General features: G+C 46.2%; 23 protein-coding genes. 12 read left to right on the top strand and 11 right to left on the bottom strand.

Annotated features, from left to right (window positions below; genetic code table 11):
- Positions 1-17 precede the first annotated feature (17 nt).
- Complete coding sequence (locus AM1_RS21230) at positions 18-938, top strand: acyl-CoA desaturase (RefSeq protein ID WP_012164956.1); 921 nt, start codon at positions 18-20, stop codon at positions 936-938.
- 1 nt (position 939) lies between these two features.
- Here AM1_RS21230 and AM1_RS41130 read toward each other — a convergent pair whose 3' ends face one another.
- On the bottom strand, positions 940-1,113 hold the full coding sequence (locus tag AM1_RS41130; protein WP_012164955.1) for a hypothetical protein: 174 nt from the start codon (positions 1,111-1,113) through the stop codon (positions 940-942).
- Between the two features lie 76 nt (positions 1,114-1,189).
- Here AM1_RS41130 and AM1_RS39920 point away from each other — a divergent pair.
- A protein-coding gene (locus AM1_RS39920; RefSeq protein ID WP_148215688.1) for an IS630-like element ISAcma29 family transposase occupies positions 1,190-2,322 on the top strand; the annotation gives its coding sequence in 2 pieces (ribosomal slippage) (positions 1,190-1,616 and positions 1,616-2,322; 1,134 coding nt in all).
- Here the strand turns inward: AM1_RS39920 and AM1_RS21220 are convergent.
- The 4 genes from AM1_RS21220 to AM1_RS21205 form a co-directional block, all read right to left on the bottom strand.
- On the bottom strand, positions 2,308-3,006 hold the full coding sequence (locus tag AM1_RS21220) for a class I SAM-dependent methyltransferase (RefSeq protein WP_012164954.1): 699 nt from the start codon (positions 3,004-3,006) through the stop codon (positions 2,308-2,310). The genes AM1_RS39920 and AM1_RS21220 overlap by 15 nt on opposite strands.
- Before the next feature lie 62 nt (positions 3,007-3,068).
- Positions 3,069-3,734, bottom strand: a complete 666-nt coding sequence (locus tag AM1_RS21215) for a metallophosphoesterase (protein WP_012164953.1) — start codon at positions 3,732-3,734, stop codon at positions 3,069-3,071.
- A gap of 86 nt (positions 3,735-3,820) precedes the next feature.
- A complete protein-coding gene (locus AM1_RS21210) occupies positions 3,821-5,788 on the bottom strand; it encodes a tetratricopeptide repeat protein (protein WP_238549033.1) in 1,968 nt (655 codons plus the stop codon).
- A 75-nt stretch (positions 5,789-5,863) separates the two neighbouring features.
- The gene (locus AM1_RS21205) at positions 5,864-6,775 is read right to left on the bottom strand and encodes an esterase/lipase family protein (RefSeq protein ID WP_012164951.1); all 912 of its coding nucleotides are present in this window, start codon (positions 6,773-6,775) and stop codon (positions 5,864-5,866) included.
- A gap of 763 nt (positions 6,776-7,538) precedes the next feature.
- Between AM1_RS21205 and proB the strand changes: the two genes are divergently transcribed.
- The gene (gene proB / locus AM1_RS21200) at positions 7,539-8,654 is read left to right on the top strand and encodes a glutamate 5-kinase (protein ID WP_012164949.1); all 1,116 of its coding nucleotides are present in this window, start codon (positions 7,539-7,541) and stop codon (positions 8,652-8,654) included.
- A gap of 68 nt (positions 8,655-8,722) precedes the next feature.
- Entirely contained in the window at positions 8,723-9,634 is a 912-nt protein-coding gene (locus tag AM1_RS21195) for a CPBP family intramembrane glutamic endopeptidase (RefSeq protein WP_012164948.1), read from the top strand.
- Here the strand turns inward: AM1_RS21195 and AM1_RS21190 are convergent.
- Positions 9,631-10,083: a VOC family protein gene (locus AM1_RS21190; protein WP_012164947.1), complete on the bottom strand. Its 453-nt coding sequence runs from the start codon at positions 10,081-10,083 to the stop codon at positions 9,631-9,633. The genes AM1_RS21195 and AM1_RS21190 overlap by 4 nt on opposite strands.
- Positions 10,084-10,103: 20 nt before the next feature.
- Between AM1_RS21190 and AM1_RS21185 the strand changes: the two genes are divergently transcribed.
- Positions 10,104-10,874 carry a TIGR00297 family protein gene (locus tag AM1_RS21185; RefSeq protein ID WP_041660088.1) on the top strand — a complete coding sequence of 257 codons (771 nt, stop codon included), beginning with the start codon at positions 10,104-10,106 and terminating at the stop codon, positions 10,872-10,874.
- A 106-nt stretch (positions 10,875-10,980) separates the two neighbouring features.
- Positions 10,981-11,508, top strand: a complete 528-nt coding sequence (locus AM1_RS21180; RefSeq protein WP_238549032.1) for a hypothetical protein — start codon at positions 10,981-10,983, stop codon at positions 11,506-11,508.
- Here the strand turns inward: AM1_RS21180 and rdgB are convergent.
- Positions 11,505-12,080: an RdgB/HAM1 family non-canonical purine NTP pyrophosphatase gene (gene rdgB / locus AM1_RS21175; protein WP_012164944.1), complete on the bottom strand. Its 576-nt coding sequence runs from the start codon at positions 12,078-12,080 to the stop codon at positions 11,505-11,507. The genes AM1_RS21180 and rdgB overlap by 4 nt on opposite strands.
- Positions 12,081-12,172: 92 nt before the next feature.
- Between rdgB and rnhA the strand changes: the two genes are divergently transcribed.
- Entirely contained in the window at positions 12,173-12,946 is a 774-nt protein-coding gene (gene rnhA, locus AM1_RS21170; RefSeq protein WP_012164943.1) for a ribonuclease HI, read from the top strand.
- Positions 12,947-13,038: 92 nt separating this feature from the next.
- On the opposite strand, the gene AM1_RS21165 is transcribed toward rnhA, so the two are convergent.
- The 3 genes from AM1_RS21165 to ctpA form a co-directional block, all read right to left on the bottom strand.
- The gene (locus AM1_RS21165; RefSeq protein WP_010471642.1) at positions 13,039-13,455 is read right to left on the bottom strand and encodes a CAAD domain-containing protein; all 417 of its coding nucleotides are present in this window, start codon (positions 13,453-13,455) and stop codon (positions 13,039-13,041) included.
- Between the two features lie 245 nt (positions 13,456-13,700).
- Positions 13,701-14,972 (bottom strand): HD domain-containing protein, encoded by a 1,272-nt coding sequence (locus AM1_RS21160; protein WP_012164942.1) that lies wholly within the window; start codon positions 14,970-14,972, stop codon positions 13,701-13,703.
- Positions 14,956-16,188 carry a carboxyl-terminal processing protease CtpA gene (gene ctpA / locus AM1_RS21155; protein WP_012164941.1) on the bottom strand — a complete coding sequence of 411 codons (1,233 nt, stop codon included), beginning with the start codon at positions 16,186-16,188 and terminating at the stop codon, positions 14,956-14,958. Before ctpA ends, AM1_RS21160 begins: the two co-directional genes overlap by 17 nt.
- 208 nt (positions 16,189-16,396) lie before the next feature.
- On the opposite strand from ctpA, the gene petB reads away from it, so the two are divergent.
- The 5 genes from petB (at position 16,397) to AM1_RS42260 (ending at position 20,816) form a co-directional block, all read left to right on the top strand.
- Entirely contained in the window at positions 16,397-17,044 is a 648-nt protein-coding gene (gene petB / locus AM1_RS21150; RefSeq protein WP_010471635.1) for a cytochrome b6, read from the top strand.
- A gap of 117 nt (positions 17,045-17,161) precedes the next feature.
- Positions 17,162-17,647 (top strand): cytochrome b6-f complex subunit IV, encoded by a 486-nt coding sequence (gene petD, locus AM1_RS21145; RefSeq protein WP_012164940.1) that lies wholly within the window; start codon positions 17,162-17,164, stop codon positions 17,645-17,647.
- Between the two features lie 1,102 nt (positions 17,648-18,749).
- Positions 18,750-19,319, top strand: coding sequence for a peptide deformylase (gene def / locus AM1_RS21140; RefSeq protein WP_010471629.1), 570 nt, complete (start codon positions 18,750-18,752; stop codon positions 19,317-19,319).
- A 128-nt stretch (positions 19,320-19,447) separates the two neighbouring features.
- Positions 19,448-20,578, top strand: coding sequence for a DNA-processing protein DprA (dprA, locus tag AM1_RS21135; RefSeq protein WP_012164938.1), 1,131 nt, complete (start codon positions 19,448-19,450; stop codon positions 20,576-20,578).
- Positions 20,579-20,642: 64 nt separating this feature from the next.
- Complete coding sequence (locus tag AM1_RS42260; protein WP_012164937.1) at positions 20,643-20,816, top strand: hypothetical protein; 174 nt, start codon at positions 20,643-20,645, stop codon at positions 20,814-20,816.
- A 33-nt stretch (positions 20,817-20,849) separates the two neighbouring features.
- Here AM1_RS42260 and miaB read toward each other — a convergent pair whose 3' ends face one another.
- Entirely contained in the window at positions 20,850-22,214 is a 1,365-nt protein-coding gene (gene miaB / locus AM1_RS21130) for a tRNA (N6-isopentenyl adenosine(37)-C2)-methylthiotransferase MiaB (protein ID WP_012164936.1), read from the bottom strand.
- Between the last annotated feature and the right edge of the window lie 287 nt (positions 22,215-22,501).

The raw sequence follows: 22,501 nt of genomic DNA, 5'->3' as shown, positions 1-22,501 counted from the left end.
GCATTTGGTGCCGCCCGATGAACACTGCCCATGATATCGCCAGAATTCAAGCTTGCGATCTCAAAGTTGATCCTTGCTTGGGCCAGGTCCGCTGGTCTCCTCAAAAATCAGCTTGGATCAGCAGCATGTATCTAGGAGCGCTGATCGGTGGACCACTGACCTTTTCAGGCGATGCGTTTCTACTGTTTGCCGTCACCAGCGTGATCACCCTCTGTGCGGGGCATTCAGTGGGTATGCATCGTCGCTTAATTCATAACAGTTTTGACTGTCCTCAATGGTTAGAACAAGCCATGGTCTACTGCGGCACCTTGATGGGGTTTGCGGGGCCATTTTCGATTATCCGAATGCATGAGCTGCGTGACTGGGCGCAACGGCACCCTCACTGTCATGATTATTTTGCCAGCCGCCAGAACCTCTGCAAAGACTGGTTTTGGCTGTTGCATTGCGATCTGTATTTGCGATACCCCCCGGCCATCCACTATGAAAGGCGGGTCGCAACTAACAGGTTCTACAAATGGTTAGAGAAAACTCGATTTTTACAGCAGGTGCCTTGGGGAATGGTGTTCTACATCATTGGAGGTTGGTCTTGGGTGGCCTGGGGAATCTGCGTCCGCGTGAGTGTTTGTGTCACTGGGCACTGGCTTGTGGGCTATTTTGCCCATCGATGGGGCCATCGTGATTGGCATATTGATGGCGCAGGGGTGCAAGGCTATAACGTCCCAGGCTTGGGATTGCTCACTATGGGGGAATGTTGGCACAATAATCACCATGCCTTTCCTAACTCAGCTCGGTTAGGGCATGGTTCTCATCAAGTAGATCCAGGCTGGTGGTTAATTCGCAGTTTACAAATGTTGGGTTTGGCTTGGAATATTCAGCGACCCCAGAATGTCGAAATCAATTCTAAGCTTATCTCCATCGATCCTCGGAGAAAGGGATAACTTAGCGGCTGTCAGGCTTTTGCCACGACAAAATCATATAGCGAAGTAAGCCTAAACGACTCGTGCCTTCGAGCAGTAGTGTCTGTGTGATCGCAGGTAATAAATCCGGTGAAATCTCAATAGCCAGGGGCAGTCGCTGAAAAAATCCATAGGTAGGCAGCGTATTTTGAGTCACATCCCTAGTGTTCAGTCAAGAAAAGACTGACAGGTATATTTTCTAGAATGAAATGGACGCATTCTAGGAGAACGTCATGGGTAAACGGTACATCGTCACTCTGAGTGAGCCAGAGCAACAGTATCTCAAGAATTTCACGTTCACGGGAAAACGAGGTGCTCGGCAAATCAATCATGCCCGCATTCTTCTGAAAGCGGATACTAACCAAACTCATGGTGGTTGCTGTGATCGAGAAATTCATGAAGCGATAGGTGTCAGCATACGCACAATTGAGCGGGTGCGTATGCGATTTGTGGAAGAAGGCCTTGAAGCTGCTATCAATCAACGTTCTGGGGCAGGTCGAAAGCGAAAAATACAAGGAGAACAAGAAGCTCATCTGATTGCCTTACGCTGCAGTGAACCCCCCGTTGGTCATGCTCGCTGGACATTACGCTTACTCGCAGACCAGATGGTGGAATTAGGCTACATCGACCACCTCAGTCATGAGAGTGTCCGACAAACTCTAAAAAAAACGAGTTGCAGCCTTGGCGAAAGACCTGTTGGGTCATCCCCCCACAGCAGAATGCAGAATTTGTCTGGCGAATGGAGGAGCTCTTAACGGTTTATGAGCGTCCTTATGACTTGAGGAATCCTTTGATTTGTCTGGATGAAGCCACCAAGCAATTGGTTGAGGAAATCACTCTACCCATCGCGGCTCAACGTGGTCAACCCGAACGTGTTGACTATGAGTATGAACGTAAGGGCACAGCCAATCTCTTTATGTTGTGTGAGCCAATAGTAGGCACGCGATATGTGAAAGTAACTCAACGACGAACTGCCATTGACTATGCTCATCTACTCAAAGAATTAGTGGATGTGTTTTACCCTGAGGCCCACACCCTCACGCTGGTTCAAGACAATCTCAATATTCACTCCCCCTCCTCACTCTACAAAGCTTTTGAACCTGAAGAAGCCAGGAGACTTTTATCTCGGTTCGAATTTTTCTACACCCCCAAGCATGGAAGCTGGCTCAATATGGCTGAGATTGAATTAAGTATCCTGTCTCGTCAATGTTTAGATCAACGCATTGCTGATTTTCCAACCTTACAAAAGCATGTGAGGGCTTGGAATGAGCACCGAAACCAAAAGGGAACATGGATTGACTGGCGGTTCACGACGCAAGATGCCAGGGTCAAATTACACAGACTTTACCCATCAATAAATCTTTGACGGAATACTAGACTGCATTGCCCCAAAGCCAACCTGCCCAGACAAAATCCGATATTTTTGAAGGGTGTAGGTGACATCAAACGATCCATAGAAACTAGGCAAGACAGGATTTGACTGCCATAAAAAAGCGGGCCATCCTTCCATTTCAAACGGTGCAAAATCAGAAATCGCCAACCAACCGCCTGGTTTAAGCACCCGCAACGCTTCCTGCAAAAACTGCTTGCGATCTGGAAAGTGAAAAATACACTCAACCGCTAACACCGCATCTACCGATTGATCGGCAAAGGGCAGCGCACAAGCATCCCCTTGGACAAACTCAATGGTGTTTTCTGGCCGAGCAGTCACTGTTTGTTGGGCATAGGCTAGCTGACGTTCATCCAGATTCAGCCCCAATAAACTGACGTTCGTAAAACGCTCATTCAAGCTGGCTACGGTGCCCCCTACACCACACCCCACATCCAAAATGGTTTGATGGTCTTGTACCTGAGCCGCAGAATAAATTTCAACACTCATTTGCTCTGCTGCGGCCCCATAATCCTTGGCCGTATAGGTAGCCTGATCTGGATTGGCCCAATAGCCCCAATGAACATGGCGACCAAAAGCTTGCTCAAAAATAGCGTCGCCCTGGTCGAGTTGTTTCAGAATCAGATCGAAATAGGGAAGCGTCAGTGCTGAATTAGCCATGGGTTCATTTCATCGGAAAGAGCAAAATTTCTGCGGATGATATAAACCGCCTTTGATGGCGGTCAAATTTCAATCACAAGATCAGGGATAAAACGTTCATTAGGTTCATCTGGGTAACCTCTGGGATTACAAATCACCCGCGTATTGCCGATGGCATAGTCATATTCTTCATGGACATGACCATGAACCCATACTGTTGCGTGGGAGTTTGCAACAAACGGGTCCAGATGTGAAGCGTAGGCCGCACTCAACATATCCTCTTGGTAGGGATGGGGAATGGAACGTTTACTGGGGGCATGGTGCGTCACAATTACAACTTTGCTCCGCATCGTCTTGAGCTGCTTGATCTCTTCAGACAACCAGCTCAAGGATTTTTGGTGAATGATAGCCGTATCAAGGGATCGCAGCTTACGATAGTCCGGGCTCACACGAATTTTACGGTAGTCCGTCATGGTCTGAGTCGCCTCGTAGCCCGCAATTTTGGGTTCACCAAACAATTTAAAGTTTGTCCATAAAGTACACCCCAGGAATGTCACGTCATTGATGACTAAGCAATCATTTTCCAAAAGGTGGATATTTGTATCTGCGATCAATTGCTTAAGATCCTGAATGTGCTTGGGAAAGGCCCTGCCGTAGTACTCATGATTACCCAACACATAAATAACCTGATCTGGGAATCTAGTTTTTATCCACTCAATGCTTTTTTTACCCACATGAATATCCCCCACCAGAATGACTTTCAGGTTTACTAGCTATTCATGTTAGATAATTACTCATAATTTGAAGTCTACAAAAATAGACATTCTTCACAACCTTAAAAACATAATCTCAATTTAATTATTAGTCGAATCAACCAAAATCTTATCGCTAGATCGCAAATTTCTAAGCTTTTTTTAACTTCAACTGTTTTGTGATATTCGCAATCAAATAACTCCTCATAAATAGCTGCCGATTGCTTAAAAAGTTTTGCCGCCTCCTGAAAACGTCCTTGAAAAAAATAGTTATCAGCAGTGTTACTAAGACTCTCAGCAACTTTAAGATGTTTCTCTCCTAAGGTACTCTTTCTTATTTTTAAAGATTTTTCAAAGTAAGGTTCTGCCTCTCGATACTGTTTTTTCATATTATAGTGATTACCTAAGTTATCGAGGATCTGTGCGAAATTAAAATCTCCAATTTCTTCTAGGTTTAGAGCTTCATCATATAAAGATTTTGCTTTTTCAGAAAGACCTTTTTTCTCATGGATTTTTGCAAGGTTGTTGAGGATTGATGCTATATCAGAATTTTCTTTAAATAATGACTTTTGACTTAATTCAAGTGCCTTATTATAGAATGATTCAGCTTTTGAAAACCGTTCCTGCCTAAAGTAAAGTGCTCCTAGATCGTTGCGTAATCTTATACCTAAGACACCTTCTTCTTCAGAGTCTTTTATCTCTTCAAATACCTTCTCTAAAAGCGGTTGTGCTTCCTTGTCATTACCCAGTTTTAAGTAAAACAATCCTAGATGCCTGAGACTACGTAAATAATCAGGGTTCTTAGCACTTAATTTTTTCTGAGTTTGATTTACGCCTTTTCTTCTCCAGAATAATGACAGACTAAAATCTCCCTGCCCTTCATAAAATCGACCGATACCTTCAAATGCCCAGATCAAATCTTCGTCTGCTAGATAACTAATCCAATGATTAATCATTTCTTCAAGGTGTGGGATAGTTTTCTTCAGCTCATCAATCTCATCAATCGTTGGAATGTCACTAATATCCTTTGTAAAACCAATCATTACTTTGCAATAAGTTTTTTTTAGAGATTCTCCCTTATCAGTGCGCTCATTCAACTTAATTCGAAAGAATTCCTGAATAATTTGATGGAGTTGATAGGTGCCTTGTCCTACTCGTTTCAGCAAGCTATTGTCGATTAACCCCTCATCTCTGAGTTCTTCAAGGCAATCCGTATCCTTTTTAGATAAACTCATCTCAACTAAATGCCAAGAGATGGGAGCGACAGAAAACATCCCCAATAAGCAAGCAAGTTTCTGTTCTGCGTCGTTTAGCTCTACCCAACTCAATTCCAGCGCAGCGGCAATCCCTAACCGGGCTGTCATTCCTGATTCTGTTTCAATGAGGGCTTTCGCTTCTAATTTCTTGGATTCAAGTCTTTCAATCAGCTTTTGAACAGACCAATCTAATTTCCTTGCTAGAAACCGTCCCAATAATTCTAAACCTAGGGGTAGATTACCGACTTTTTGACAAAGAGTTTTCACAGAAGTGAGCTGTGACTCTATTCGATCCTTCCCCACAATGGCTTTTAGTACTTTAATTGCAGCCTGATCAGTGAGTTTTTCAATCTCTATTTGAGTAACTGATGAACCGAGATTGATGCGTGTGGTAATCAGGATCTTGAATTTCTGTGAGGCAGGTGGTAGATAGGGATCGATAGCAGCATAGTCTGTGACATCATCCACAATAACGAGGCTATCTCCTTCTGGCCATCGTTGCCATATGAATTTCACTTTCTCCTTAGTTTCTAGTTTATCGGGTGGTTTGATGCCCAGATTAGCCTTGGCAAAGCTGATAATTTGAGTAGCAATTTCTTGATCTCTCGCCCGAAGCCAACAAACACCCCCAGGATAGAGTTGTTGGTTAAAACAGGAGATCGCGTACTGGAGGACAAGCTCTGTTTTCCCGATTCCACCCATGCCTCTGACTCCAGTGATACCACTTAGCTCATTGTTCTTGAGCTGGCTTTGGAGTTGAGTAAGCAGATCCTCCCGACCCTCGAAAGCAATCACACCACTACGGGGAAGATTATTGGGGATATGAATATTGGGATTTAACTCTGTCCGGTCCCAGTCGGACGACTTTAGTCAATTCTGAATATTGATAGTTTCTGCTTGGTTTACTACCCCACCAGATATCTCATTATTGAACTGCAATCTAATTTGATTTTCTTGATCTCTTTTTGTGGGATTTGATAGGTCTTGTGTCTCTGATGCTTGGGTTTTAGATAAATTGTAGGGTTTTTCAAAATCCTTGATGAAATTAATCAGTAAGCGATGCTGGTCTGCATATTTATCCTCAGGCTTGGCGATTGTGATGTGATCTGAACCAGCTACTTTATAGGATCTGCCAAAATATCTTGCGCCTGAGAATGGTTCCACAATTTGTTTTTTGAAGCCAAAGAAACGAATGATTTTAATGGGTAAAGCTTCAATGAGTTCTTGCCCCTTAATATTTAATCTATTCGCATCTTTGAGGTTAATAAAATCATTGTCCAAATCATTGAGCCAGACATTATTCTGGGAAAATTTCAAAGTCTTTGCTTGTGTATACCCGAAAAATTCTGATACAAGGGCAAGCATATTGGCATAATCAGAACCTAATGAGGGAGATGCCACCAGAAACAAACCAATGCGTTTTAGTCCTTTATCAATTAAGTTCGATTCTTCTCTAACCAGGAATCGCCTTGCGATAATACCTCCCATACTATGGCACACAAAGATAACTCGATCGCTATCCAAGACCTGATCAAAATTAGTTATATGCTCATATAAAGAGTCAACGATGTCCCCCAAACTATAGGAACCTGCATTGAATCCAGTTTGATAGGAAAACAAGTAGATTCCTATATCATCTAATTCACCTTCAGCTTTTAGTAAATTCGGCCAGTAAGTCCCGTTTTTGGATCTCCAGCAATCATCGCTTGAGTGAATCCCATGAATAAACACCACGTTAAGGCCATTCTTTGGTTCTCTCAACCATTTACCTTGCTTATTCATGTTTTAGCACCAGATGTTGAATATAAAACAGAAATCATCAGATATGGAATTTGGCCTTTAGCCTCAATTTTCACGATGCATTATCTCTTTTCTGAGTTTGTGACTTGAATTTATTGTGATCATAGAAGCGACTGTCAGGGTAAAGGGTTCAGGCATGGCTGTGTTCGTAACAGATATCGGCTAATTATCAAGGAAAAATCCTGATATTATGCGAGTCTTCAGCAAGCTTTGAGATTAAGATAACTAGGTTCACTGGATGAGACCATTAACAATGGATGCATCTAATTGGGACTTGCCCTCTTTTGGTGATCTGAGATGGGAGTTAGGGTAAATAACTTCTCAAATAACCGGTTGCTTAGCGGTCCGATGTATCGCCTAGTCAGCCATAACTTACCTTAGAACTCAATTTCTTCCACCAAAAATGCATAAGACCTCTTTGATTTTGGAATGTACATAAATGTACATACAGGAAACATTTTTGCAGAGCTGTTGTATTCAGGATTGAAGGATGATGTTATTTGGACGCCAAAACGTTTCAAATCATCTATAGAAAGATGGTTATTCACCATTAGCTAGAGTTAGGCTATCCATTACCACTATGGGACGAGCGAATCCATATGTTCTCAATTTAATTCGGTCTTTAGCTTCAAGGCAATGTTAGAAATGACATGATTGAAATTGATATAGGTAAGGCATGATACCTGTATTCTTTTAATCTAGGTATCTGTGGGCCTAGTCTTCCCCAGAAACGACCAGAGACTATATGTCGCAAACCTTAGTTCTTAAAATTGGCACTTCCAGCTTAACCAACCCAGACACTGGGCATTTGGCTTTAGCAACCATTGCCTCCCTTGTGGAAGTCCTTAGCCAACTGCGACAAGAAGGTAACCAAGTGATTCTTGTCTCCTCTGGAGCCGTCGGAATTGGCTGTGCCCGTTTGGGTTTAGCCGAACGACCTAAAGCCATTGCCCTTAAGCAAGCCGTTGCAGCAGTCGGTCAAGGGCGATTGATGCGCATCTACGATGATTTTTTTACTAGTTTGCAGCAGCCTATTGCCCAGGTCCTGCTGACCCGTGGTGACTTAGCGGATCGCAGTCGGTATATCAACGCCTCCAATACCTTGCAAGAGCTGCTCAAATTAGGTGTGATACCGATTGTGAATGAAAACGATACGGTAGCCGTAGATGAGCTGCTCCGGTTTGGCGACAACGATACCCTATCGGCCCTAGTGGCAGGATTAGTTCAGGCGGACTGGCTTTTTATTCTCACAGATGTAGATCGCCTCTATTCGGCGGATCCGCGTATCCAGCCCGATGCCCAGCCCATTGTCACCGTCGAACGGATGGAGGAATTGGCAGCACTGAATGTCAATGCAGGTGCCCAAGGGTCCCAGTGGGGAACGGGTGGGATGGCTACCAAAATTTCTGCAGCTGCGATCGCAACCAATGCCGGTGTTCGTACCGTGATTACCCAAGGCAAAACCCCTGAGAATATTCCTCGCATCTTAGCGGGAGAATCCCTCGGCACCCAATTTCAACCCCATCCTCGCCCCCACAATGCCCGCAAACATTGGATCGCTCATGCCTTAGTACCGACGGGCAAACTCATTTTGGACGATGGCGCGGCAAAAGCCATTACAACGCTGGGAAAATCTTTGCTAGCAGCAGGTATTACAGCTGTTGAAGGCGAGTTTCAAAGCCAAGAAGCCGTTTGCTTCTATGATTCTGCCGGCGTAGAAATTGCCCGAGGCTTGGTCAACTATAGTAGTGATGAGCTGCAGCGCATACAGGGGCGTCAATCGGAGGATATTCCCCAGGTGCTTGGATATGCCGGAGCAGAAACTGTCGTGCATCGCGATAATCTGGTTATTACAGGATAAAGCCCCATATTTATGACCTTATACATCAAAATATCTTCAATATTCGCCCCACAGACCCGGTACGCCCTGTGAGTATTGAACTTCGAACTATATTTTTTGGTCGACGCCCCCGTAGGCTAAGAGCGGGCTGGCGAATCGTTGTCCAGAATGGGCTAGAGCTTGTTCTCTACATCTTTCTTCACTTTATTTTTTTTCGGAATGTCTCAGATGCCACTCAACAAGCCTTTATCTTCGACAAGCTGCTATTCGTTGCCGCAACCACCCTTTCCATTTACTTAGCCCGTCGTTACCTCGACCGCCACTCCTTCGACTCCATCGGCTTAGAAGTGAATATCTGGATGTTGTGGGATTTACTATTTGGATTCTTGCTGGCTGGGGTGTTGATGGGGGGGATTTATACCATCGAATACCAAGCTGGCTGGCTGAAGTTCATTGGCTATCGGTGGCAACAAGACTCGATGGGAACCGTTGTCGCTGAGACCTTGGCAGGTTTATTAGTTCTTGGGCTATGCCCCTCTTGGCAAGAAGAGCTAACCTATCGGGGCTATTACCTGCAAAATATCAAGGAAGGGCTCAATTTAGCCTTGGCCATTGTTTTAACGTCCATCTTCTTTGCCGCCCGCCACATCGGTAATGCCAATGCTGGTGCCCTCTCCACCATTATTATTTTTCTCGCTGGCCTCTGGCTGGCGTTTGCCTGGCTCGTTACCCAGCAACTCTGGTTACCCCTTGGCATTCATGCAGGTTGGAACTTCTTTGAAGGCGTGGTGTTTGGCTTCCCTGTCAGTGGGTTTACCAGCTTTCATTGGATTGACCATAGGGTAACTGGCCCGGTTTGGATTACGGGAGGAGCGTTTGGTCCGGAAGCCGGTGTGATTAGTATCGTGGCGATTATTATCGGGTTTGTCGCGATATTTGGCTGGAGTCGATGGCGTCGTTATCTGGCCCAGCGCCTTCAAGCCCAAAGTTCAAAAACCTAAGGTATATCCCCAATTTGTTTATACTCATGGCCGCCAAAGATCACCTCTGAATTGCGGTAATGCTTGAACTCCAACAGATTGTGAAACGGATCTTCTAGGAAAACGGTGAAATGCTCTAGAGCCTGATCCTGAAAGCGTAAGCGAGGCGGTTGGTAAAACTTAAGTTGATGCTTTTCAGCTCGATCAACCAATTCTTGCCAAGCGGATTGCTGAGAGAAGACCAGTCCAAAATGCCGTGGATAGATGCCTTTTTGGGGTTCTGGCGGTTGACGGGTGACATGGGCCACTAACTGATGGCCATAGAGACTCATGATCAGAGATTGGGGACTTTCGCGACCTAGCTCACAGCCTAAGCCTTGCTGATAAAAGGCTTTCGTCTCTGGGATGTTCGTGACAGGAAAAGCCAGGTGGAATAGGATGAAGTCAGTGGTGGGCGGTTGTGTATCCATAGTTTCAATAGTTCCCAAAAATGACTTTGATTGATGCCATTGGAGAGTTGAATCCCTGGCTCCTCGCTGCCTTGTTAAATACAGGGTTAGGCTTGGTGGGCTGGAAACTCGTCTCCAAGCTTTTAACACCTACAGGATTAGTCCATGCCTGGATTTTAGGGGTAATCGTCTGGGGTGTTTTGGGTTGGCCAGGCTATGGGGTCGTTCTATTCTACTTTTTGGCTGGATCCGCTGTAACGAAAATCGGCATGGCGGAAAAAGAAGCCGCTGGTATTGCAGAGAAACGGTCTGGGGCTAGAGGCCCTGAGAATGTTTGGGGGTCTGCCGCCAGCTCAACCCTATGTGCTCTGGCTACCTTAGTGGTTCCCCTACCCTACCGGCCTTTGCTGTGCCTGGGTTATGTGAGCGGTTTTAGTACGAAGCTTTCTGATACAACGGCCAGTGAAATTGGCAAAGCCTATGGCAATCGCACCTTTCTGATTACAACCTTGCGGCTCGTGCCCCGGGGAACCGAGGGGGCCGTTAGTTTAGAAGGGACCGTCGCCGGTATGCTAGCTTCGGTCGTGATTGCTCTTTTGGCTTGGGCAGTAGGCTTAATCGACTGGATTGGCGTGGTCTGGTGCGTAATTGCGGCTTTTATTGCGACTAATTTAGAAAGTGTGATTGGAGCCACGGTGCAATCACAGTTCAAGTGGCTGACCAATGAAGTGGTGAATGGGATTAATACGTTGATTGGATCAGTCGCTGCCATGGGGATGGCCCTCGCTTGGGCAGGACTGCTAGTACGGTAACGCATTCCTCCTCATAGATGTGTAGGGGAAGAAAATGCGATAGGATGATGCATCAATAACATACGGAGGCCAAAAAAGGATGGCTTCAAAATCTGGGATCGTACCAATGGTGCTAGCTGCAGTCGTAGGTGGTTCAGGGGCTCTATTGTTAACGCAGCTTTACTTCAGTATTTGGATTGAACCATCAATCACCGCTGAAAAAGCGCCGCCGGTGTTGGAAGTAAAACCGACAGTTCCAGATGCGATGGCCAAAGACCAGCCCAAGGTCATTGCCAACAAAGAACCGCACCTATCCATTGACCCTCGTTCCGATGTCCTCCGCATCAGTAATCAAACCCAATTTCCTATTCGCGTGGTGCTGCGCAGTCATCTCAATCCCAACCATCCCAGCCCCCCTGACACACCCCACTTCAAAGAGCCAGTTCATTGGGATTTTGCCCCCCAAGAAGGCAGTATTGGTGGCCTCAAAGTCTCCTTGCCTTCAGGTCCCATGCAGCTCTATCAAGGCGATGTCTTGATGGCCTTTGCCCTCGATGGATCGCAAAAATACTGGGGGCCTTATGTGGTGGGAGATACCCCACAGCCCACCCTTAAACAGACGGATGCTGAGTGGCATTTAGTTATTTCCCCCTAAGTCTCCAAAGCCAATAGCTGGGGCATCAGGACCTTGATGGCTTCCCCCCGATGGCTGATCTGGCGTTTGGCAGTTGCCGAGAGTTCGGCAAAGGTTTGCTGCTGAGAGGGAACATAGAAAATGGGATCATAGCCAAAGCCCCCCTCGCCTTGCGGAGCCTGCAGAATTTCTCCCGGACAAACGCCTTTTGCTTGACAGGCTACGCTGCCATCCGGTCGGGCCAACGCAATTACGCAAACGAATTGAGCACTGCGATCGGTCTTTCCCTGGAGTTCTGTCAGCAGACGTTGAATCCGATCTATATCGGTTTTGCCATATCGGGCCGAGTAAAGACCGGGGGCTCCATCCAGAGCCATAACTTCTAAGCCTGAATCATCGGCAATCGCCCATTGCCCCAAGTGCTTTGCCACCTGAGTTGCCTTGAGAATGGCATTTTCCCGAAAGGTGGTGCCGGTTTCTTCAATCTCTAGATCCGGGGGCATTAGCTGTAACTCCCAGGGCAAATCGGCCAGGTGTTGCTGCATCTCTTTCAATTTGCCAGGGTTTTGGGTAGCCACAATCAAGGGGGGCATGGGGTGGATCTCCTCTGTTAAAAATCAGTTCTGTTATCCTTGCGACCAATCACCTAGGATAGGAGCGACGTTTGCTTTGATGATGACGGACCATGCCGGCTTTTTCTGATATTGACAGTATCTATACTGATGGCGCTTGTTCAGGGAATCCTGGTCCAGGCGGATGGGGCAGTGTCATCTACTTCAAAGATGGATCCTGCCATGAAATTGGCGGGTTTGTGCCTCAAACGACGAATAACCGGATGGAATTGCAGGCTGCGATCGCAATCTTGGAATTGTTGCAAGACCAACCGTTACCTAAGACCATTCCCCTCTATACTGACAGCGAATACGTCAAAAATGGCATTACTAAGTGGTTGGCAGGATGGAAACGTAAAGGCTGGAAAACAGCTAAAGGTAAAGCGGTTCTGAATCAAGATTTGTGGCAACAGCTCGATCAACTTAATGATGCGACCATAGACTGGCGATATATCCGCGCTCATGGAGGCCATGAAGGCAATGAGCGATGTGATCAGATCGCTCGTGCTTTTTCCCAGTATCAAACCCCTGACCTTCACCAAATTACCCCCAGTACCATGCCAGACTCTCCCGAAGTGAATCAACATCCTCCCGATCATGCAGAACATCCTGCCAGTGAATCGAGGATCTCTCATCTGCAGGATTTAGTCGAAACGTTGGAAATTGCCGATCACATTGCGAAAGAGGGTTATCTAATCAGCAGTTCTGAATTAGCAGATCTAATGGCGGTCCACGCCAACGCGGTCACTAGCAGAGGGGATGAATGGGTGTGGCGCAATTGGCTAATCTCCCGTGTCCGTCGGGAAGGCAACCAGATTCTGTGGCAGTTAGAGCGTCTTAACTCCTAGGCATCGGCCCCAAAAAACAAGTGAGGCTGCATTTACAGCCTCACAAATCTATCAAGTCTAAAGAGGTGGGTTAGCAAGACCCACTTGAAACTTTAGCTTTGCCCCGTAACTTTAGCTTTGAGCTGACGATAGTCTTCTACCAACTGCTGTCGTTTTTCGGCATAGGTTAAGTAATTCCAGGCGAACCAAGCGGAATAGCCTAGACCAATCAGTTCGAGCAGTGGCGCAACGAAAGGAATTGAATTGAGAACGTCTAAAACGCCATTTGCAACCGCTGCAGCAACGGCTGCAGCAGAAATGACTAAGAACAGATTTAGAGGTTTTTTATAAATGGAATAGGTTTCTCCCACCTGTTTGGGGAACGTATCCACAAAGTCTCTTAACTGCTTGCCAATCTCATTAACATCAATCGAAGTGGAGTCGTCCGCAGAAAGAGGAGACAAGCTTCCAGAGGTTTCGGTACTTACATCCAAGTTGGCAGTCGTCTTTGTTTCCTGGTCAGCATCCATGGTGTTTTTAAGGGAATAACAACTTCAAAATAATTTATCGAGCAGAAATAAAACTATATCTCAAGATCATCTACTTAATCCGGGTTAAGCCTAACATGACCCTAGAACCACATATTGATTGCTTGTACGCAGGTATGTGATTTAAACATGTTACCCATTTTTTTTAGAGATATCTTCGCCTGGAAATGGATGTCATGATTCACTCCAATGCTGAACCATTTCAGCTATGTTTAGTAGAGCTGCTGTTACTGCCGTTGCTCCTGTAAAACAGGAATCTGCTTGAGATCATTCTCAATCCCTAGGGGATAAATAATCCACGCTCGTCGAAACGGTTGAATTAAGGCTTGGACAAGGACCGACACTTCACTAATTTCCACCAGCCCTTGCCCCGTGAGTAAATTAATGCCTCGTTGGTACAAGGTATAGCCGCGAGTCAATGCAACTTGCAGCCCCGTATAGTAGTTAGGATCCCAGCCTTGCGCCTGAACCAATTTCTGGCTATGGGCTAAACAGTCTTGTTGTTGAGCTGCGGTCAGATCGGTAATATCCATCGCCTTCAGCAAATCTCGATTGAGATGGCGGCGACATAAATTACTCAAAATAGCGTCATTACTCTGCTGCCACAGGTGCAGATGGTAGGTGAAAACAATATCATCCGCAGCGAGATAATCCTGCAGCGATAAATTACCGTCCGTCTGAAACAACCAGGCTCTCACGGTTTGATCGGCGCTAATTTTTCCTTCCTTCAACAGTTCTTTGGCCCGCCGAAAGGCTTGCACTAAGCCCCAAGCCGATGCCAAATTTTTGGGATGATTGTAGATCTGGGCATACATAAAGTAGCGAACCACCAAATAATGCTCAATGGCGGCTTGCCCCTTTTGCTCCACAACTAACTGCTGGGTTTGGGGGTCATAATCCAGCGCCATCAGAATGCGATCTAAATCGAGCTGGCCATAAGACGCCCCCGTGAAATAGCTATCTCTCAAAAGGTAGTCGAGACGGTCACAGTCTAACTGACTCGACACGAGCTGACTAACAATAGGTAATTCAAAAGTCTTTAAATAGACTTGTTCCAACTGAGATGCTAAATCTGGGTCAAACTGATCCAGCAAGGTGCGCATCCGGGGTGACTCCCTCAGAATGGTGCGCGTCCAGGTCTCATGATGGCTATTAAATATATCCTCGCCAGTATGGCTGTAGGGGCCATGACCAATATCATGTAACAAAGCTCCGCAAAGAACGAGGGCACGGTAGGGCAATAATTGAGGATAAGTCTGAATTAACCGATCAAAGGCCAGCCGGGCGACATGCATCACCCCCAAAGAGTGGGTAAACCGAGAGCCTTCAGCACCATGAAAGGTAAGGCTAGCGGTTCCCAGTTGGCGAATACGCCGTAATCTTTGGAATTCAGGGGTATCGATCAACTGAATCAACAGAGATTCAACCGGATCTTGGGCCGTTAAGGTAATACTCCCATGTAAGGGATCATGATAGGTCCGACTAGGTAGAGGTTGCACTGGCAATCACCGCTGGTTCTGCCAGAAGTTTGAGGGCCTGCTGATATTGAGTATCCGCATCCGTCCCCACTTGGTCACTTCGCAGGGTTTTGAGGGCAACGATTTTATCGGGTTTAATCCCCACCTTATTAATGTTGCGATGACTAGGAGTTTCATATTTTGCGATGGTAATCGCTAGACCGGAGCCATCCGACAGATTAAACAGAGATTGAATCGAACCTTTGCCAAAGGTTTGCTCACCTACTAATTGGGCACGACCATTATCTTGCAAAGCCCCTGCCAAGATTTCACTGGCGCTGGCACTACCCCGATTGACTAAAACAATCAGAGGGGCGTCCGTTAGGGAACCGGCTTTAGAGTCAAAGCTATTGCGAATCCCTTGGCGATCAACGGTGTAGACGATGGGGCTGGGGTCGAGCCACATCTGGGCAATCTCAACCCCAGCTTGCAAAAGGCCTCCCGGATTATTCCGTAGGTCTAGAATGTAGCCTTCAGCCCCCTCAGCTTCAAGGCGGGTAATCGCTGCCTGCATTTCTTGGGTAGCATTGGCGTTGAATTGGCGTAGACGGATAAAACCAATATCTTGACCGTTGGGTTGAGGACGCAATTCAGCAAATACCGGATTAATGGCAATGCGATCGCGTTTGATGGGAAACAGCAATACGCCCTGATCAGGACGTTCCACCTTTAACTTTACCGTTGACCCGATGGGACCACGCATGCGCTCAGCCGCTTCATCTAGGGACAGGTCCGTAGTTGGAATATTGTCAATTTTGAGAATTTGATCTGCCGCTTGCACCCCTGCACTAGCAGCCGGTGATCCTTCAATAGGAGCCAGTACTTCTAAATAGCCTGATTCTTCATTTTGAATGATTTGTAAGCCAACCCCAGTGAGTTCACCAGACGTACTGGTCTTTAAGCTCTGGTATTGCTTTGGCTGTAACAGGCGAGTAAACGGATCGCCAAGGCTATCTAGCATGTCGCGGATAGCCTTGTAGGTAGACTCCCGATCCGGCATTTGGGTGGTTAATGCCTTTTGACGCACCGTCCGCCAATCCTGATGGTTGAAGGAGTCATCCACATAAGCTTGATCCACTAGACGCCAAGCTTCGTTATAGAGCAATTGCTCTTCAGTTAAGGCGATGGCAGGAGGGGCAATCGCTAGGGAGAGGGCAAATTGCAGAATAAATATATAGCTAACAATACGTTTAATCATTTGTAAATTCTAACGATATTCGGCTTTATCTTGCCCCTCCAGCTCCTCAAAAGCGCTTTGTAACGTTGATTTTATTTTCCGTAATTCTCAAAAATAAGTTTAATTGCGGCGAGCCAGGAAAATACCGCCATGATTTTCTGAAAGGTGTATAGGCACTGTGTTACATTTTTTATGAAGAGCGATACATTTTTTTGGAACCCCTAGCTTTATGAGCAAAGTGTACGACTGGTTTGAGGAACGCCTTGAGATTCAGGCGATTGCCGATGACGTCACCACCAAGTACGTGCCGCCTCACGTCAATATTTTTTACTGCCTGGGTGGAGTTACCTTAGTTTGCTTTATCATCCAGTTTGCCACTGGATTTGCGATGACCTTCTACTATCGACCGACGGTCACCGAGGCATTTAACTCCATTCAGTACATCATGACCGAAGTAAATTTTGGATGGTTGATACGTTCCATCCATCGCTGGTCTGCCAGCATGATGGTCTTGATGATGATTCTCCACGTTTTCCGGGTTTATCTAACTGGCGGATTCAAAAAGCCCCGAGAGCTGACCTGGATCACTGGCGTTGTCCTCGCTGTGATTACCGTTACTTTTGGTGTAACAGGCTACTCTCTGCCCTGGGACCAAGTTGGTTACTGGGCCGTCAAAATTGTGTCAGGTGTTCCTGAAGCAATTCCTGTAGTTGGTTCTTCCATCGTTGAGCTGCTACGTGGTGGCACTAGCGTTGGTCAATCTACCCTTACACGTTTTTACAGTTTGCACACCTTTGTTCTACCTTGGTTGATTGCAGTGTTTATGCTGCTTCACTTCTTGATGATTCGGAAGCAAGGTATTTCTGGTCCTTTGTAAACACTTTTTAGGCTCTGAATCGGGTTTTCTGTTTTCGGAGTCTCAGACTTTTGACGTAAGTCTTTGTGAGAACCCTCACCTGCTGACCCAAAAATAGAACGGAGAACACTCGCAACCATGGCAAAAATACTTAAACAACCTGATCTAAGCGATCCACAGTTAAAGGAAAAGCTTAAAAAGGGCATGGGCCATAACTATTATGGTGAGCCCGCCTGGCCTAATGACCTGCTCTATATTTTCCCTGTGGTGATTATGGGCACGATCTCCCTGGTCATTGGCTTAGCGGTCTTAGACCCAGCCATGATTGGTGAACCTTCTAATCCCTTCGCCACCCCCTTAGAAATTCTGCCTGAATGGTATCTATATCCTGTCTTCCAGATTCTGCGGACAGTTCCCAGCAAGCTGTTGGGCGTCCTCATTCAGACCACAATTCCTTTGGGACTCATGCTTATTCCTTTCATTGAAAACGTGAATAAGTTCCAGAACCCATTCCGTCGACCCATTGCGACTAGCGTCTTCCTATTTAGCGTAGTCTTCACCCTATGGTTAGGAATTGGTGCAACACTTCCCATTGACAAGTCTTTGACCTTGGGATTGTTCTAAGTTCTGAACCCTCAGCTTTATAAGCAATAGGGGTATTAATTTTCTGAGCATCCATTTGCTAATGAGCAATGGGTGCTCTTTTTGTTCTAGGTCTTCTTACCTGGGCTTGATAGGGCTAGGGAAAGATCGAGTGTCTATCGGCTTTTCAAGTTAACTGAGCAGTGTTTGCCTTACTCATTAAATAATCTTATAGCTCTATCTGCATAAAAACGGCAAGCATCGAGTCTAGGAAACATCTTATTTTATTCTCAAGAATAATATTTCTGTATAAATTCAATCCCTGAAAATGTTAACCAAGAACATTTTCAGGGATTGTTAACTATTATTAATAATTCTCAGGAATGGGACTGACAATTCCTAGAGAGCTGTGTTAACTTAGAATTCAAGGGATTAGAAAAACTGATATTCATACTCTCCGAAAGGAAAAGAGGCTCACACTACCTTTTTCCGATTGTTTAGAGAGCTAAACGCCTAGAAACTGTGTAACGTTTCTGCGTGATTTTTCTGTATACCTTGGGTGTTGGGAGTAATAAGTTAAGTGAGCTTTTTTGCCAGTTAACTTGTCCGTTTTGTAATGAGATTCTTTTAGTGCACCTGTGCTTAAAGAATGGCCTGCCCTAGGTTGCCGTGCTGCGGTTTATAGGAACCTATCCTATTAATCGTAGAGTTTTCGCATGCTTAAAAAAGTAGGCTAGGTCAACCTCATTGCGTTGATACTGCTAATTCTAAATCTACTTTTTCCTTCTTACACTCCGTCTGCCATGCCAACTATTCCTGTCCCCGTCCTGCTGCTGACCATTGCATCTCTGTATCTTTTGTCCATCCATTTTCTGTTGCGTTTGCTACACAATCGCGATCAATTGCGTAGACCCTAAGTCAAGGGAGATAGGAACTGCGATTAAAACATCAATAATCCATTTCCCTTGACCTTCTTAGGTAATAGCCGGGTGTGTTGAATTCAATACACCCGGCTATTACTATTTGCAGGATAAATGGGGTAGCTTGAGCTTTAGCAGTTTTGAGGGTCTAGCCTGGATTGAGTACAATTGAAGGATAGAGAAATTCTCTACGTCTTTTATCGTTCCACCCTATACGCTTGGTTATGTCTTCTGAAGTTCTGGTTGAAAAGCGCAAACTTAAAAATCCTCCTCTAAATATTCACACCCTTGGTGATCGCGTGCTTAGACAATCAGCCAAGCGAGTGTCCAAGGTGGATGATGAAATCCGGGAATTGGCCCGTCAAATGCTGCAAACGATGTACAGCGCTGACGGTATTGGTCTGGCAGCGCCCCAAGTGGCCGTAGGCAAGCAGCTAATCGTAGTGGATACTGACCCGGAAGAACCGGCTAATCAACCCATTATTCTGCTTAATCCTAAAATTCGTCGCCACAGCGATGACTTAGCGTTAGGTCAGGAAGGTTGTCTGAGTATCCCTGGGGTATATTTAGATGTCCGACGGCCAGCCCAAATTGAAGTTGCTTATAAAGATGAGCAAGGTAGGCCGCAAGTGATTGTGGCGACAGATCTGCTGGCGCGGGTCATTCAGCATGAAATGGATCATCTAACAGGCGTTATGTTTGTAGACCGAGTAGAGAATAGCTTGTTGCTGAACCAAGAATTGACGAAGCAGGGTTTCTCAAAACAAGCAGTTAAGCCAGTTGAAGCCGCCTAAGATTTTAGAGCCGAGGTTTTTTGCTTTGGTCTCAGCCTTCGCGATCTGGTGCACCATCAGAGTCGTTATTTTAGGTGAACAAACGCGATATTTTAGGTGCGTAAACAGTATCGGTAGTTTCTGAGAAGGTGGAAGAACGCCCCTATTGGTTGGCTTGGTCTCTGATACCAGGTATCGGTCCAGTTGTGCTCAAGCGTTTGCAGCAACGGTTCGGCACTTTATCCTCGGCGTGGTCGGCAGATTCCGGCACCCTTGGAGCGGTAACGGGAATTGGGGCACAAACCCTGAAGACCATTCAGAAGCATAGACAATCAACAAATCCGACGGATCTGTTAGCTCAGCATATACAGAAGAACCCCAGTTTTTGGTGCATGGCTGATCAGGCATATCCCCGCATGCTGACGGAAATTGCGGATTCGCCACCATTGCTCTACTATCGAGGCCAAGTGCAGCTTTCCGAAAATCAGGGAAGTACCCCAATGGTGGGGATTGTAGGAACCCGAGATCCATCTGAATATGCCAAACGGTGGACTAGAAAGATTGCCTATGCCCTAGCAAAGCGGGGAATTACGGTTGTGTCTGGGATGGCGGAAGGAATTGATACCCAGGCTCATTTAGGGTGTATCGAGGGTGGAGGACGCACGATTGCCGTTTTAGGGACGGGGGTAGACATGATTTACCCACCCCGAAACCAAGGCTTGTATCAAAAAATTGAGCAACAGGGTTTGCTCTTGAGCGAGTACCCATCCGGTACACAACCTAATCGAGCCCATTTTCCCCGTCGTAATCGGATTGTAGCGGGCCTATGTCGTGCGTTATTGGTGATGGAAGCTCCAACGAAATCGGGGGCTTTAATTACGGCTTATCAGGCTAATGAGTACAATCGCGACATTTATGTTCTACCCGGTTCTTTAGATAATCCGCGGGCAATGGGCTGTTTAGGATTGGTACAGCGAGGTGCCCAACTCATTTTAGGGATTGGTCAGTTGCTAGACCAGTTAGGAGCTATGCCGCCCTTGTCATCAGCTCCTGCTCCGAGCATTTCAGAGATCCCTTCGACCCTCCCATCTGTACAAGCAGAAATCCTAAAAACAGTGAGTCAGCTTTGCCAGCAGTCAGGAGATGGATCTGTTCCTTTTGATTTGATCGTTCAGTCCGTTGAACTATCAGCAGGAGAAGTATCGGGTGAAATTTTGCAGTTAGAGTTACAAGGGCTAGTTAATCAACTCCCAGGGATGAGATATGCGCCCAATTCCTAATACTATGCAGTAGATGTGATCTGAGCGAGGATTTAAACGATAAAACTTTCCATTGAAGAAATTCATGAAAAACTTCAATAATATGGGTGCCGAAGAAGTATATGCCTATATTGAACTCCGGCTAAAAGAAGGAGTAGATCCCTTAACAGATGAAGAGTTTAGACGTGCCTCAGAAGCATTAAGGCAGCACAGAAAAATCTTGAGTGCCAAAAAAGTTGAGGAGTTTTTAGCGCATTAAAACCAATGCTATGATCTAGGGGACAGACTTCACCTAGCGAACGGCAGTTGCCACAGATGATAGTGGTTCTCCGGTCAGACTGAAAGAGCGCACTTCTGTGACTTTGACGGCGATAATTTCTCCCCGTAATTGCTCAATATTGCCAGGGAAGAAAGTGAGACGATTACCGCGGGTGCGTCCCATGACTTGTGTAGGATCTTTGGGATTTTGGTCTTCGACGAGGACTTCTTCGATGCGGTTGGCATAACGTTGCGATCTCAACTCCGCACACACCCCAACTAAACGATTTAATCGCTGCAGCCGATCGGCTTTAACCTCTTCGCTAAGCTGGTTATCCCACAAGGCCGCAGGTGTCCCAGGGCGAGGAGAATAAGCGGCTGTATTCAGCAAATCGAATTCAATATCTTCGACCAACTGCATGGTGTTCATAAACTGCTCTTCAGTTTCACCCGGAAAGCCGACAATTGCATCGGCACTGATGGAGGCATCCGGCATGATCGCGCGAATATTATCAATGATGCGGCGGTATTTCTCGTGGGTATAGCCTCGGGACATGGCCTTGAGAACATCGTTATCCCCCGATTGAAAGGGAATGTGGAAATGTTCGCAAACCTTGGGCAACTCATAGCAAGCCTGAATCAAACGCTCAGTAAAGTAGCGAGGATGGCTGGTGGCAAAGCGAATTCTTTCAATACCCGGCACATCATGGACAAAGTAGAGGAGATCCGTCAGGGTATGCTGATGCCGCCCTTCTGAGGTTGTGCCGGGTAGATCACGACCATAGGCGTCGATATTCTGTCCTAGGAGGGTGACCTCTTTGAAGCCTTGTTCTCCGAGCTGCACCATTTCGGCTCGAATCGCCTCTGGCGTACGGGATTGTTCGACTCCCCGCACATTAGGAACGACGCAATAGGTGCAGCGTTCATTGCATCCATAAATCACATTCACCCAAGCAGTGACAGCACTATCTCGACGGGGCTTCGTAATATCTTCAACGATATGAATGGGCTCCGTTGCCAACACCTGTTGACCGCTGGCCACCTGTTCTAATAAATCCTGCAACCGATTGGCATGTTGAGGTCCCATAACCAAATCAAGTTCGGGCACCCGGCGCAGCAAGGCATCTCCTTCTTGTTGGGCCACACAGCCCGCAACAACTAGGGTTAAATCTGGTTGCGCATGTTTGCGCTTCGCCTGCCGACCCAGATAAGAATAGACCTTATGCTCTGCATTGTCTCGAATCGTGCAGGTATTGCAGAGAATCAGATTGGCGTCATCTGGGTTCTCGGACCATTGGTAGCCCATGTTTTCCAAAACCCCAGCCATCCGCTCAGAGTCAGCTTTGTTCATCTGACAGCCATAGGTAGTGATGTGGTATCGGCGCGAATCTAAGCTCATAAAGTTATGTAACGAAGTAAGAGGCTGGATGAGGTTAAAAGGGAGACCGTTCCTATGGTAATTCACTCAGGAAAGGGTTCGCTAAAGTCACTGTCTATAAACGGGTTGCCGTCCTAGGAATCCCCTAACAAAAACACCGATTGATCCCCAAATCATGTTATAAAAACAGAGGTTTAGTTGTGTAAAGTGCTTTTGAGAAATATTGATTTATCTTGCGATTAATTCAACCCTCAAATGCCTTGCAATATAGCCTCTTATGGATTTAACCGTCCAAGCTTGAAGCATTA

The organism is Acaryochloris marina MBIC11017 (assembly GCF_000018105.1).
Taxonomy (GTDB): domain Bacteria; phylum Cyanobacteriota; class Cyanobacteriia; order Thermosynechococcales; family Thermosynechococcaceae; genus Acaryochloris; species Acaryochloris marina.
The sequence above is the reverse complement of the archived record's forward strand: the minus strand, read 5'-3'. Positions and strand labels throughout refer to the sequence as shown.